The sequence below is a fragment of the Halobellus rufus genome (assembly GCF_000739575.1).
Taxonomy (GTDB): Archaea; Halobacteriota; Halobacteria; order Halobacteriales; family Haloferacaceae; genus Haloquadratum; species Haloquadratum rufum.
On sequence record NZ_BBJO01000061.1, the window covers coordinates 1 to 12,470 of the forward strand.

15 protein-coding genes are annotated in these 12,470 nt (G+C 53.8%); 6 read left to right on the forward strand and 9 right to left on the reverse strand.

Features of this window, described 5'->3' with window-relative positions:
• Nucleotides 1–292: 292 nt before the first annotated feature.
• Entirely contained in the window at nt 293–781 is a 489-nt protein-coding gene (locus ACP99_RS17730; RefSeq protein WP_049987865.1) for a hypothetical protein, read from the reverse strand.
• Nucleotides 774–1,361, reverse strand: coding sequence for a nucleotidyltransferase domain-containing protein (locus ACP99_RS17735; protein ID WP_049987877.1), 588 nt, complete (start codon nt 1,359–1,361; stop codon nt 774–776). Before ACP99_RS17735 ends, ACP99_RS17730 begins: the two co-directional genes overlap by 8 nt.
• Nucleotides 1,362–2,117: 756 nt before the next feature.
• Here ACP99_RS17735 and ACP99_RS17740 point away from each other — a divergent pair.
• Nucleotides 2,118–2,375, forward strand: a complete 258-nt coding sequence (locus tag ACP99_RS17740; protein WP_049987866.1) for a HalOD1 output domain-containing protein — start codon at nt 2,118–2,120, stop codon at nt 2,373–2,375.
• 597 nt (nt 2,376–2,972) lie between these two features.
• Here ACP99_RS17740 and ACP99_RS17750 read toward each other — a convergent pair.
• Nucleotides 2,973–3,815 carry an SDR family NAD(P)-dependent oxidoreductase gene (locus tag ACP99_RS17750; protein ID WP_231554343.1) on the reverse strand — a complete coding sequence of 281 codons (843 nt, stop codon included), beginning with the start codon at nt 3,813–3,815 and terminating at the stop codon, nt 2,973–2,975.
• Between the two features lie 146 nt (nt 3,816–3,961).
• Here ACP99_RS17750 and ACP99_RS17755 point away from each other — a divergent pair, with 146 nt between their 5' ends.
• Nucleotides 3,962–4,561, forward strand: coding sequence for a hypothetical protein (locus ACP99_RS17755; protein ID WP_049987869.1), 600 nt, complete (start codon nt 3,962–3,964; stop codon nt 4,559–4,561).
• A 21-nt stretch (nt 4,562–4,582) separates the two neighbouring features.
• On the opposite strand, the gene ACP99_RS17760 is transcribed toward ACP99_RS17755, so the two are convergent.
• From ACP99_RS17760 to ACP99_RS21120, 4 genes are all read right to left on the reverse strand, one after another.
• Nucleotides 4,583–5,494 (reverse strand): hypothetical protein, encoded by a 912-nt coding sequence (locus tag ACP99_RS17760; protein WP_231554344.1) that lies wholly within the window; start codon nt 5,492–5,494, stop codon nt 4,583–4,585.
• Nucleotides 5,491–5,943, reverse strand: coding sequence for an ArsR/SmtB family transcription factor (locus ACP99_RS17765; protein ID WP_049987870.1), 453 nt, complete (start codon nt 5,941–5,943; stop codon nt 5,491–5,493). The genes ACP99_RS17760 and ACP99_RS17765 overlap by 4 nt, the downstream gene beginning before the upstream one ends.
• A 91-nt stretch (nt 5,944–6,034) precedes the next feature.
• Nucleotides 6,035–6,844 (reverse strand): DUF7847 domain-containing protein, encoded by an 810-nt coding sequence (locus tag ACP99_RS17770; protein WP_049987871.1) that lies wholly within the window; start codon nt 6,842–6,844, stop codon nt 6,035–6,037.
• Nucleotides 6,845–7,219: 375 nt separating this feature from the next.
• Complete coding sequence (locus ACP99_RS21120) at nt 7,220–7,492, reverse strand: hypothetical protein (protein WP_231554345.1); 273 nt, start codon at nt 7,490–7,492, stop codon at nt 7,220–7,222.
• 576 nt (nt 7,493–8,068) lie between these two features.
• Between ACP99_RS21120 and tnpA the strand changes: the two genes are divergently transcribed.
• From tnpA to ACP99_RS17795, 4 genes are all read left to right on the forward strand, one after another.
• Nucleotides 8,069–8,449: an IS200/IS605 family transposase gene (gene tnpA, locus ACP99_RS17780; RefSeq protein WP_049987872.1), complete on the forward strand. Its 381-nt coding sequence runs from the start codon at nt 8,069–8,071 to the stop codon at nt 8,447–8,449.
• Complete coding sequence (locus tag ACP99_RS17785) at nt 8,446–9,720, forward strand: RNA-guided endonuclease InsQ/TnpB family protein (protein ID WP_049987873.1); 1,275 nt, start codon at nt 8,446–8,448, stop codon at nt 9,718–9,720. Before tnpA ends, ACP99_RS17785 begins: the two co-directional genes overlap by 4 nt.
• 117 nt (nt 9,721–9,837) lie before the next feature.
• Nucleotides 9,838–10,152: a hypothetical protein gene (locus ACP99_RS17790; protein WP_049987874.1), complete on the forward strand. Its 315-nt coding sequence runs from the start codon at nt 9,838–9,840 to the stop codon at nt 10,150–10,152.
• A 109-nt stretch (nt 10,153–10,261) separates the two neighbouring features.
• Nucleotides 10,262–11,032 carry a hypothetical protein gene (locus tag ACP99_RS17795; protein WP_049987875.1) on the forward strand — a complete coding sequence of 257 codons (771 nt, stop codon included), beginning with the start codon at nt 10,262–10,264 and terminating at the stop codon, nt 11,030–11,032.
• A 416-nt stretch (nt 11,033–11,448) separates the two neighbouring features.
• Here the strand turns inward: ACP99_RS17795 and ACP99_RS21665 are convergent, their stop codons facing one another.
• Together ACP99_RS21665 and ACP99_RS17805 are read right to left on the reverse strand one after the other, a co-directional pair.
• Nucleotides 11,449–11,748: a DUF7521 family protein gene (locus ACP99_RS21665; RefSeq protein ID WP_049987876.1), complete on the reverse strand. Its 300-nt coding sequence runs from the start codon at nt 11,746–11,748 to the stop codon at nt 11,449–11,451.
• A gap of 321 nt (nt 11,749–12,069) precedes the next feature.
• A complete protein-coding gene (locus ACP99_RS17805; protein WP_049987879.1) occupies nt 12,070–12,411 on the reverse strand; it encodes a winged helix-turn-helix domain-containing protein in 342 nt (113 codons plus the stop codon).
• Nucleotides 12,412–12,470 lie beyond the last annotated feature (59 nt).

The window sequence follows — 12,470 nt, forward strand, 5'->3', positions numbered from 1 at the left end:
CGAATGGATCCGACACGCACTCCGGTTGGTACCGGAGGGGTTTTGTAGCGGTGGCAGAGAGAAGACGGTAGACGGCACGGTCAGACAGCTACCTTTCAATTCACGTGGTTTCCACGTGTTGTTTCCGCTGCCTGACCTACCCGTCACTCTAATACCGAAGAGCGACCGCTATTCCATACATAGACGCATCGAACCGAGAGCGATAGGTTCGCAAGCGTGTTCTCACAGCCGATTCAGTAACGAACTCGTGAAATAAACACCGTAGCAAGATCTCTATAAAACTCTGTTTCAATCAGTCTCGGCAGAGACACTCGTGTGACACCCGAGTCATATCGACAAGATGCCGGTGGATGTCGTCGGCGAGTCGGTACATTGCCTCGGCTTGTTCCTTTGTTGCGATGCCAAGTCTGTAGTAGGTCTTCGTTCGGTTCCGGTTCCACAGCTCGGCGAGGTCGTCCCCAAGCGCGTCGTCGTAAAGGCCGATTTCGGCACCACGTTGGTAGAGCCGCCGGTGGCTACTGATGACTTCCTCGGGAGACATCGCGCCGTCGTGGATCAAGCGGAACTGGATCGTGCGCTCGATGGCGACGAACGCCGATTCGATCACGACCGTGTAGTACCCTTGCTTGAGGAGGTTCGATCCGACCTCCAAGAGCCGGCACGCACGGCGAAGTTGGACCAACTCTGCGTCGTCGACGTCTAACCCCTCCTCAATCGTTCCGGGGCTGCCCTCGAAGGTCCGCTCGGCCTCCACCAATTGGTCCTGGATAGCATCATTCATCGGCATACACCTCGGTCCGGAGCTCGGAGAGTTGGTCGGAGCCAACCAACGTGATCCCATCGTCAAATTGGGGGCGGAGCTGGTCACCAATTCGGTGAACGCTCGCTGTCGATTCGACGAGTGGCTGGAACGTGTATCGGTTCCCCCCGAACCGTTGGTCTTCGAGATCACTAACGACTGACTGGACAGTCCGACGAGCTGCTGGTTTGTCGCTGTCGACAACCACCAAGAGATCGATGTCGCTGGCCCGATCTGCTTCTCCGCGAGCGACGCTACCGAACAAGACGACACCGACTAACTCGCCCAACTCGTCTTCGAGTCGCTGGAGAAACGCTTGGACTGGGTGGTGAAACTCGGCCTGTGGAATCGAGAGGACCGGGTCTGGTTTCGTGAGCCGGTCACGGTTGATCCGAACTTGTTGAGTCCGCCCGTCAGGTATGGTCTCGACGACATCAAGTTCGGAAAGTAGATGGACCGCCTTCGAGATCGTCCCTTGATTTGCCCCCGTGAGGGTTGCGAGCTCGCTCATCGAGTACGTCGCATACGGTTGGTCGATGAGAATGTCGAGCACGTCCTGCATTGCCTGATATCGGAATACCCGGTCCTCAGGAAACGGATACTGCAACTCTATGGAGATTGACTCTTTCATATTAGGCATATGATTCCTATTAGGAAACAGTATGAAAACTCTGACGGTGAATTGGTCCAATTAGAACGAGCTGGGCTGCGTCGGCATTAATCCAGAGCGAGGGCGTCATAGGGCAGATGCATATCTCTTTGAGGGTATCGCAAACCGCTCAAGACAGATGGTTGCCTTCTCGCTGAAACCCAGCTTTCCCACGGTCAGGTTTCCGGGCAAATTTTCAAAGAATCAAGAGAGGTTCTGATATTGTTCTTTGTGTGCTGTGTTATTACATACCAATTTTTTTCTGGGGATAGTACCTAGTCTTCAGTATGGCTGCTCCCTTCTATAAGAACGAGAGAGGGACCGAAACGTGGGATCAATTGTATAAGTCGCTTGCGGCCCAACCACGTCGGATGATGATCTTTTCCCTAATGAAGGAACCAGAAGGACGGCGGTTACCGCTACCTGAGGCAGCACGGTCATCCAGTCGACCAATAAATTTCGAGCAATTTTGTATTCGTTTGCGCCATCAACATCTCCCCAAACTCGCTGACGCAGGGTATATTCGCTGGGAGAGTGATCCCTTCTGTGTGCAACGTGGCCCGTATTTCGAGGAGGCCGCACTTGTTATTGGCAAGATGACTGAATGCACTGAGGAATATCCACGAAGGCTGCGCGACGAGTGTACCGTTATCGGAGAGGTAGAAGATAATGACTCAAACTGACCTTATTACCGAGGTCATTGAAGCGGTGGCCGCGGCCGATGGTGTTGAGTTAGGTGAGGTGCCACCACTGAATGACTATATTGATCCTGAAATACTGAGTCTATTGAATGAGCAGCAGAGAGATGGAGACTGGTGGTTCTCATTTCAGTTCGCCGACCATCAAGTCACGGTTACGAAGGACTCACGGATATTTATCGACGGAGAAATCTATCCCCCTCTGACAAACTCGCAGCGTGATCGATAAGCAGCTCTCATTTATTGGCTGTTCCAGGTGTGAATCTGCCTGAAAAATAGGATTTCAACAGAGCCGCTTCGGTGGATATCGAGATACGTCCAAACTGATTTCAAGGGCGAATTCCGCGGCCCACGGGAGTCAAAGAAGTCCAACACTCGGCCTAGTATTCCGTCACATTACATCGTCTTCATCTGACGTCACAGTATTGGGTATATTACCATATCTTAATTCAGTCTTGACAAACCACAAACTGCTTGGTGATTCCGGATGACCGGCTTGTATGATTGTCCCCGCGTTGCTCGGTATTCCAGATGCGACTCTCGGTGTGGGGTTGGGTGTGGCTTGGCTGGTCGTACTCGGGGTCGCTGCATATCGCTATGTGAACGGCAGCCAATCTCGGGAACAGTTCCGGTTAGTCGTGGCTATGGGCGCTTTTTGGCTCGCGTACAGTCTACTGCAGATTTCAACTGCAGTCTCAGGGCTCCCTGAGAAATTCGTCGTGGGGCTCACTGCCGGGCTGTTCCTCGTTGGAGTCTTTGCGGGGATCCGATGGTGGGGGAGCCGTACTGCAAACTCCGAAGAAGAACCAATTCGATAAACTCCAAACTACGGCCAGTCGGGATCAACATCGACCAAGCCCGCGCTGATCTCCCAGAGCCGCTGTCGGTTCTCTGGATCGGTGGCTTCCGTCGACGGTGATGTGATTCCATCGCCGGTGACGTACATACCTGTTTTCTTACCGAATTCCGGAGCTGTAATGAGTTTGCAGAGCCGCTGTGCGCCTTCCTGTTGGGTGGTGCCGATACCGGGGATGATAGCTGCCGCTCGGATCATCGCCCGTATCCAGATCGGGGCGTCGCGGAACAAATTGGTTGAGGGGATGAAGCCGGGGTGAAAGCAGTTCGCCGTGATTTCGGTGTCTTCGAATCGATCAGCAAGTTCGAGTGTGAATGCGATGGTAGCGAGTTTCGACTGGGCGTACGCTTGGAGCGGATCATAATCGCTGCTGAATTGGAGATCATCGAAATTGAACGTGGCCCGACGATGAATATCTGAGGCGGTGACGACCACTCTAGCCGGTGCTGCGGTTCGAAGTCGATCGAGTAGTTCGTGTGTCAGAAGGTAGGGGGCAAGATGATTTACGGCGAACGTGAGTTCGACCCCGTCGCCGGTTTCTGATCGACGGTGAGATGAGAGCCCAGCGTTGTGGACGAGAGCGTCAATCCCATCATACGTGTTGAGGAGTTCCGTAGCCAGAGAGCGAACGGTGGTCTGCGTTGCGAGATCTGTCTGATGGAACCGAATATCGCCATCAAGCGGAGTCGTGTCAGCAACAAGTGTGTCACCGCGCCTTTGATCCCGCCCGATGACTGCGACAGTCGCTCCCTGTGCAGCAAGTTCTGTTGCAGCGATGCGACCGATACCGCTTGTCCCGCCGGTCAGCACCACGACGCGCCTTGTGTCCGTACTAGCTGTCAAGTGCAGTTGTTGAGTTCGAACGACAGATCCGAGAGAATTTCGGTTGGGTGGACGATCGATTCCGAACTGTCATCTCAAGCGATAGGTACTTTTGCCACAATTAAACACATCGAACGATGGCAACCTCACAACAGTATGAACTCTCTAGAATCGAACTCTCTGGGAGCCAATATACTGTCGAGCAGACTGGACGGGACAAGAACTTTCGCCCCGAGTACGAAGCAAGAGATGTTGCGGGCGATACGGTTTTTCGTACCACATACCAGATGTACGAAGAAAAAGACGAATTCCCGTTTGTCGATGCCGACGGGACTGAGATCTGTCGTGTGACGGCCATCGGAACGTGGGATATCGCCGGTGATTATCTCCTCACAGACAGCCATACTGACGAGGAGCTCGTTATCCTAGAGAACGACCTCTCGCTGTTGCAGGACACGTGGCGGATACGCGACGCTGACGACGGTTCGTTGCTTGCTGAGATCAACTCGCGTGGCGCAGTATACACCTTGGGACGGAAACTCCTGCCGGCCGGCCAAGGCATCGCTCACAAATACAACATAACCGATGCAGACGGTGATCTGGTCGGGTCGATAGAGGGTGAGTTCGCGTTCTTTGGCTTTGATCAGTACGAGATTACACTCACAGATACGAGTTCGATTCCCACAGAGCCAATGGTGATCGGCGCGATCGTGATCGATGCGATCCAAGGAAGCTGAATCCTCATCACGACCCCAGATTCACGAAACCGAGACGATGCCTTGGACATAGATGTGTGCGTACGCACTGGCCCACAGGATCGAAAGCAGTTCACCGATACTTGATGAGATCGCATCTACAAATGGAGCAATCAAGCCGAATCCCACACTGACCTCTGGAAGTACTGTTGGTACATACAGGCTGGCTGCACTACCAATAGCGATAATGATGATGAGGAAGAATTTTCGTCGATAATTTGTTGTGATGCGCCAACTCACCCGTAATGATTCGAGAGGGCCGTACTGGCCGATAACACACGCCTCGGGCGCAAACCAGAATTTGAAGAGGAGAAAGAGAAACGGCACAGCAAAAATTATCCCACCGGCTGCTGCAGCGACGGGGAAACTAACCATCTCCACGGGCCCAACTGGAAGCACACCGATCAACAAAAAGAGCGGCAGTGACAATGTAAAGGGGATCGTCATCACAGAAAACACAACGAGAAGAACGACGCCGACTAACGCCGGCGTTCGAGCAAGACTCCGACGGAACCCCTGTCGTATCGTGACTGGATGACCGGTCAGTTCGCCGGCAACGATCGTTCCCACATAAGCGCGGATCAAGATAATGAACGCGAACGCTGTCACAGCTTCAATAACACCGATAAAGGGTACTGGAAGCACGGAGACAGCATTCGTTTCGAGGATTCGATTAGCGAGGATGATCACACCCGCGAAGGCGAGAATCGACGGGTAGGATCGAAACAAGTGAACGGACCAGACGAGTGCGCCGAGGACAGTTCTATTGATCGTGGTCGTCTCGATATTTCTGCACTCCAGACAGCCACACTCGGCAGTATCATCACGAGTTTTAATTGTCGGAGCCACATCACCCGTGGCAGTCTCATCGTTGGTCGAAGCCGTTTGAAGCATAGACTCGGTAGGTTCGCTCATTCGCCAGTTATGAAATGGGAGATTGATTCACCGGCTGCAAGCAGGATCGATGGTGGACCAAGTAGCGATGCGAAGGATTTGAACGCGCGTTTGAGACTCGGACGATCGTCCGCGGTGCCGAGGAAGAGCAACGTCGGGTCCTCGGAGACGACGAATACGTTCATTTCTCGGCCTTTCTCCGAATAGCAGGTATCGGTGACTTCGATCACGCCAGCCGATTCGAGGTTCCGCAGGTGATAATGCACGTTTTGGACGCTCTGGTCAAGTTGCTCGGCGATCCGTGCCGGTGTCGCCGGCGTCTCATTAAGTAACCGGAAGATCTCGTAAGCGGTATCCGAAGACAACGCTTCGATTACCTCTCGCGTGGCGTCGTCATCAAGGCTCAGGACAGCGGGGGTATCGCTGCGTTCGACGGCAGCATCAGTTTGTGTTGGGAGTAGTCGTGACATAGTGGCTGGGGATTCTATGGAGGGGTGAGTTGTTAGGGTGATTGTGCTCAGTGACTGTTCGAGACCATCGTACGTAGTTGTTGGTGAGCATTCACGAGGATTCAGGAGCCCTTGGTGCGGCAGCGATCAATCGCAGGTAGTAGGCTGTGTACACGGTATAGAAATACGCAAACCCAATCGCCGAAAGGCCTGCTCCGATGATAACCAAAATGGAAATCGGAATACCGACATCTATCGGGACGACATCAGCAGGACCGACATCCGTCATCGTCATCTGGAGCACATATTCGGGGATGAAGAACGCGTTCAAAAGAATAACCCACACAAGCGAAAATGCGGTAACACTTTTGAGATTCGAGCGGACGAGAGAAATACTTCGCCGAAAGGAATCCGTGACACCGAAGTCTTCGATAACGATGGCAGCATCGTAAAACTGGACGAACATAATAACGACGAGGATCGCCACTAGCCAGGCGAGTATCGATCCGACACCAGCTATGAAGGCGAGCATCTCGTGAATCACAGCGAGTGCCATCGACCCAATACCGAGGACGAAGACAACGAGTCCCAGTCCAATAGCAGTCCCGAAAACAAGTACTACGAACAACACGGTTCCGAGGAGCAACGTGAGATAATGTGTCCGAGCTTCGGTGACAAAAACCGTAACTGACGTGTTTGATCCGTCGATCGCAGCTCTGGCAGTACCGATGAAGCCGCCGAGCACGAATGGGAAAAGGAGTAGCCACGCAAGCGAAGCACCGACTGAAACCAACGGTGATTCACTCAGGTAGTCAACATACTGTAGTTGGCTTCCGATCCCCACCAAGAGACCGGCGATAAGGAGGATCGGATTCGCTCGGAGGGCGGTGAATCCATCTTTAAATGCGGAGACTAACACCATTGCATCTACAAAGTACAGGTGTCACGTATTAGATCGAATGGAGTATCAAAACCAGATTTAAGGCTCTGTTGAAACCCTATCCTACAGACACATTCTCGTCTGAAGAGTCTGTTCGACGAGTGTTGCTTCACCGTTTCGGAGGTGTTCAGCAACTGTACTGCCGGTAATATCCATCTCTCAGGTTTTCAATTGATACTGTCTATGGTGCCTCTTTTGCGCGTTCGTGATACCATCCACCGAACAGACCGAGTGGAACGACCAGCCATCCGGTGGCAACAACAGCGAACAGAAATCCAACAGGCAAGAGTAGCACGAAAAAGACTAGCCCTTCAACCACTGTCATTCGTCCGTTAGCGACGTTTGAGATCGCAAGGATCAGTGCTGGACCAAGAGCCCCAGCACCAAGCTCCCGAGTCCTATAATCCCGCCGTACAGGGCGCCGTAGACACGGTGGTTTTCTTCGGGGTAGTACTTCCGCCAGAAAACGAATCCGAGGATGAACGCTGCAGGAATCACGAGTGGAATATACAGTAATCCGACGCCGATCAGAAAACCGAGCGTGCCAGTACCGGCTCCGGCACCTATAGCAAGAACAGCGCTGGCCCCACCGAACCAAAGAACCGCTGTCAACAGCCCAGTCGCCGCCATTGCAATCCCACCACCGACATCACGACGTGATGCGTACGGCAAGGCTCCGGGACCATATCGATGGCAGAAACGTCCAGTCATACGTTGAGGTTCACAGGAAATTGCATAGCTGAACGCGGAGTATCTTGTCAAGAGAGGAAACGTACAGCCCGGTTATCCCGCGAGTACGGCGAGAAGTTCCATTCATCGCTGACGTTCCATACTTCTGAGACACACTTCGGGAGAGATTGGACGTGAGCGATGAGTCCGGCAATTGATGCGGTTGTAAACCCCGCTTTGACAGCTCTTAACCTTTGTCTCGTACAGATTTGATTTCGAGATGTGGTCTCGGACGGGCATATACACAGAGATTCTTCTAAACTAGTTAAATAAATTGTAGGCTGAAAATCCGATAGTTCCTACGGGCTTCGTGATATCGTGCATCGCCCACGCAGTCTGAGTTACGAAAAATTTGAGGCGAAAGCCTCGCGCTTCAGCGCGGGGATGAAGCCGGCCAACAGTATTCAATCGCTGACGATGGCATAGACGGGGTTCCAACGCAATCGTTAACCCGTCCGATCGTGATAGTATGCTTAGATGGTAAAGAGTACCCGTCACGCGAAATATGAACTCTACTACCACATAGTGTTCGTGCCGAAATATCGGCGTTCGCACCTGACGGGAAAGACGAAGGAACGTCTCGAAACCATCTTCGCGGAAATCTGTGAGGACAAAGATCTCGAACTGGCCGAATCCGAAGTCATGCCTGACCACGTACACCTGTTCATCGGGAGTCCACCGAAGAACGCCCCATCCCTCATCGTCAACTGGGTCAAGGGCATCTCCGCGCGGAAGTACAATCAACGGTACGACGACCGTGTGAAGTGGACCCGCTCGTACTACGTCGGTACGGCGGGGAGTGCCTCGAAGGGTGCTGTCGAACAGTACATCGCCGAACAAGAGAGTGACGACGAATGAAGCGCGTCAACACCTTCGAGGTCGTTCCACAGAACGAGAACGACAAAGAGTGCCTTCTACGGCTACTCGACGCCTCTGCCTCTCTGTGGAACGAACCGACCTACGAGCGTCGTCAGAACTACTTCGGTGACGGCGACGTGTGGGACACCTCCGAGTACCGAGGACGCTACAACGGTGTCGTCGGAAGCGCGACTGTTCAACAGGTCACGCGCAAAAACTCGGAAGCGTGGCGATCGTTCTTCGCTCTCACGGAGAACGGCGAGTACGCCAACCCACCATCGTACTGGGGCAACGAAGAGGACGGACGCGAACTCCGCTCCTACATCCGAAACAACCAGTACACGGTTCAGTGGGGCAAGCGTAGCCGTCTCGAAATTCCCGTCGGGCAAGAACTGAAAGACGAATACGGGCTCGGCTACCACGAACGACTCCGCCTCGAAGTCCGAGGCACCCCGAAGTGGGACGGCAAACAGGGTCGTCTGGAACTTGCGTACGACGAGGTGAGCGACACGTTCAGGGCTTTCCAACCAGTCACCGTCCCTGATTCTCGACTGGATTCACCACTGGCTTCGGAAGAAGCCGCCCTCGACGTTGGCGCGAACAACCTCGTCGCCTGTTCGACGACCACTGGGAACCAGTACCTCTACGACGGTCGGGAGTTGTTCGGACGGTTCAGCGAGACGACCGACGAAATCGCCCGTCTCCAGTCGAAACTTCGAGAGAGATGCCACTCCTCGAAGCGGATTCGACGGCTGTACCGACAGCGGACGAAGCGCCGTGACCACGCACAGAACGCACTGGTTCGAGATCTCGTTGAAGGGCTGTACGACAAGGGCGTGGCGACGGTGTACGTGGGCGATTTGACCGACGTGCTGGAAACGCACTGGTCGGTCATAGTGAACGAGAAGACGCACAACTTCTGGGCGTTCAAGAAGTTCATCCACCGTCTCGCGTGCGTCTGTGAGGAGTACGGCATCTCTCTCGAAGCCGAGTCGGAAGCGTGGACGAGTCAGATATGTCCCGAGTGTGGTGACCACGAAGAGACGGTTCGACACCGCGACACGCTGACGTGTCCGTGTGGGTTCGAGGGACACGCCGACCTCACAGCGTCAGAGACGTTCCTTCGAGAAAACAGCGATTGCGAAATTAGGCCGATGGCACGGCCCGTGCGATTCGAGTGGGACGACCACGAGTGGTCGGGGAAACCACACCCTCACGACAGTCCCAAAGAAGAGCGCACAAACCCGCAAGTTGCCTCCGTGGGCCGGTAGCCGAACCCCCAACGGAGGAATCCTCGTGCTTCAGCGCGGGGAGGATGTCAATACGGTCTTTTTGTCACACCACTTCAGGGCGGAGTTGTTAACCCGCCAGGCGTGACGGAAGCAGCGATGTTCACTACACTCTGGGTATTTGGATTGCTCACCATCTCTTATTCGATGTTTAAGATCCATTCAATAATGAAATCTGAGAGAGAAGCACAACTCCGAGCAATAGAGACAGAGATCCACGATATAATTGAGAACCCACACGACATTAGTAAAGCAGAGATAGCAGACCCGGACCGGCTCGACGCACTTGAATACAGGCTCGGACAAATTCGAGCAACCAGCGAGTATCCAACCACGTTCACGATGTGGACCCAAATCGGAATTAGCGTACTGCTCCCACAGATACTTCAGATGGCACTACAAGCTACTGTGTGATACCTGCGTCCGCTCGTTGAGCGACTAATCAATCCGTGGGATCACGGCTGAAAAATCAGATTTTACCCTTCGGTTCTTTTAATAAAACAGTCGGGCACATTGTACTAGTATGGCCCTCCAACTTGGCGATGCGGTTAGCGACGGTATTCGGCGTACATTCACCCGGACTGGCGGAATCCTATTTATCGGGCTTCTCGCCATCCAACTCAGTATTCAAACAAGTATCAACAGTGCCCTATTGGGTTTTCTTCCCCCAGCAGCAGCCGAGCAGTTTCGCACCAACGCAGGACTCGCACTTCCAATCCCCGGAAGCGTCGGTCTCGCCATCTTCGCCGTACTCGTAATTCTGAGCTCGGCATTCTTCGTGGTCCTCTCCCGAACACTAGCTCAACCACGGAGCGAACTATCGACGTTCCCAGCAACGGCGACGCGACGACTCGGGCGCACCACAGTTATCGCCATCGTCGGTGGTCTAATCGTAAGTATCTCGATAATGATTGGCACCATCTTCCTGTTTCTCCCTGGGGTTTTCCTCGCCGTGTCGTTTCTATTCTTCATCTTCGCTGTGGCCGTTGAGGATCTCGGTCTCATCGAGAGCCTCAAGCGAAGTTGGGGACTCGCTCGCGGCTCCCGAATCAAACTCGGTCTGCTTGTGGTGGCCTCTGCGATATTCGGTGGGATCATCGGCGCCATCGCACCCCTCCTAGATCTCGCTGGCGTTCCCGTCGTTGCCGACATCGCAGTTAGTGTTCTCACCACCGCATTTTTCCTCCCGTACTACGCGATTATCGCATCCGCTTATCGCCAGCTGCGTGATAACGAATCCGCTACTGATCGGTCTCCATCCGAGAGCCAAGCAACGTCTCACCAGATGGCGTGATCTGAGTCACTCACTGAGGATAGGTTCTCGAGAGAGACTCAACAGTGTACTTATTAAACGAAGCGACTACGCCAGTGTGACATCCTCTCCGCCGTAAACGGCGGAGCTTCCCACAAGCGGGGGCTTGCTGGTTTGGGAGATTTACGGTTTCACATCCCCGAAGGAATGCTGGCAGTGCCACGCTACCGTTACCCCTATCCACCGTCCTGAGACAGGGATTCAGGGTTATCTTGTGCTTCCTGCACCCTGTTCGTCTGATGGAAGGGGTGCCTTCCACGACGAAAGGGCGAATCCCGATATTGTTTCATTGGAATAGGGCGAATTGACCGCCTCGGTTAGCACTCAAAATGCTCTAGAGGGGCTTAAAAATACGGGCGAGCGCTGTATCCCGCGCTGAAGCGCGAGGTTTTAGCACCCTAATCCGCTTGGATAATCGCGTACAGCACTACGCAAAGTCCGGTAACAGTCACGAGACCTCGTCCGAGTAAGACAAGGCCGTTCCCCGCGCCAGCGAGATCTGCAAGTAGAACCGCCACGAAAACGCCAGCTGTCAGCAGACCGATCCCGATAGCAAGCGCCCGCATTTTTGCAGAACCATTTCGAAGATATCCTCGATACGCCAACATAGCGACGAACAGTCCAACGATAGCAGTCACTCCGCGTGCTATCAAACCCACACTGAGCAGTTCGATCACCAGCAGACTGTCTATTATCACCGCATCTCACCACCGTACACGGTCCATAGGATCGTCCCAAGACCGAACAACTCACACCCACTGACAAGCACTGAACGACCGAGGCTCCCGAGGTCGGTAGCCGTTGGCAGCCCAACGCGAAGTACTTCGGGGACTGTTATTAAGAAGATGAGGCCGACTGCAAGCCAAAGCATCCCTCGGTGGGCCGGTCCGCGACGATACCCACGAATTAGAACCACAGCGATTGTCACCGATAGCAGTACTGAGACTACAGACAGAACGAGTACGGCGAGTGCTATCGAAGGATTAGCCCCAGTCGCATCCAATTGTAATAGAAGCATCTTAGGATAACCCCTCGAATAGATCCGTGAACCGATCGGCAGGGTCTGTCCTCGACCGTGTCACATCTACCTCGTAGGTCCCATCGGCGAACGCGATGGTGACAGCCTCGACAGTCGCGGTGTATCGTTTGTAGTGGTGCCCGTCGGGATCAATTTCTTGCTTTTCAGTCACGAGGTCAACCTCTTGTAACCGGTTGAGGCGGCGATACGCCGTCGCATCGGACATCTCACACGCCGTACAGAGTTCATCGACTGACATCGGTTCAATCGTGAGGTATGCGAGGATCGATCGGGCGTACTCGTCGTCGAGTAACGCTAAGACAGCAGCCTCGTCCTCGCTCATACGTATGCCAGGCTCGGGTACCAGTAAAAAACCCATCACGGCTCTGGTGAATCGCTGTA

Bases quoted from the DNA above. Each gene is read 5' to 3' on its own strand.
- ACP99_RS17730 (WP_049987865.1), bottom strand. From the start codon at position 781: ATGAATGATGCTATCCAGGACCAATTGGTGGAGGCCGAGCGGACCTTC.
- ACP99_RS17735 (WP_049987877.1), bottom strand. From the start codon at position 1,361: ATGCAGGACGTGCTCGACATTCTCATCGACCAACCGTATGCGACGTAC.
- ACP99_RS17740 (WP_049987866.1), top strand. From the start codon at position 2,118: ATGACTCAAACTGACCTTATTACCGAGGTCATTGAAGCGGTGGCCGCG.
- ACP99_RS17755 (WP_049987869.1), top strand. From the start codon at position 3,962: ATGGCAACCTCACAACAGTATGAACTCTCTAGAATCGAACTCTCTGGG.
- ACP99_RS17760 (WP_231554344.1), bottom strand. From the start codon at position 5,494: ATGAGCGAACCTACCGAGTCTATGCTTCAAACGGCTTCGACCAACGAT.
- ACP99_RS17765 (WP_049987870.1), bottom strand. From the start codon at position 5,943: ATGTCACGACTACTCCCAACACAAACTGATGCTGCCGTCGAACGCAGC.
- ACP99_RS17770 (WP_049987871.1), bottom strand. From the start codon at position 6,844: ATGGTGTTAGTCTCCGCATTTAAAGATGGATTCACCGCCCTCCGAGCG.
- ACP99_RS21120 (WP_231554345.1), bottom strand. From the start codon at position 7,492: ATGGCGGCGACTGGGCTGTTGACAGCGGTTCTTTGGTTCGGTGGGGCC.
- tnpA (WP_049987872.1), top strand. From the start codon at position 8,069: ATGGTAAAGAGTACCCGTCACGCGAAATATGAACTCTACTACCACATA.
- ACP99_RS17785 (WP_049987873.1), top strand. From the start codon at position 8,446: ATGAAGCGCGTCAACACCTTCGAGGTCGTTCCACAGAACGAGAACGAC.
- ACP99_RS17790 (WP_049987874.1), top strand. From the start codon at position 9,838: ATGTTCACTACACTCTGGGTATTTGGATTGCTCACCATCTCTTATTCG.
- ACP99_RS17795 (WP_049987875.1), top strand. From the start codon at position 10,262: ATGGCCCTCCAACTTGGCGATGCGGTTAGCGACGGTATTCGGCGTACA.
- ACP99_RS17805 (WP_049987879.1), bottom strand. From the start codon at position 12,411: ATGAGCGAGGACGAGGCTGCTGTCTTAGCGTTACTCGACGACGAGTAC.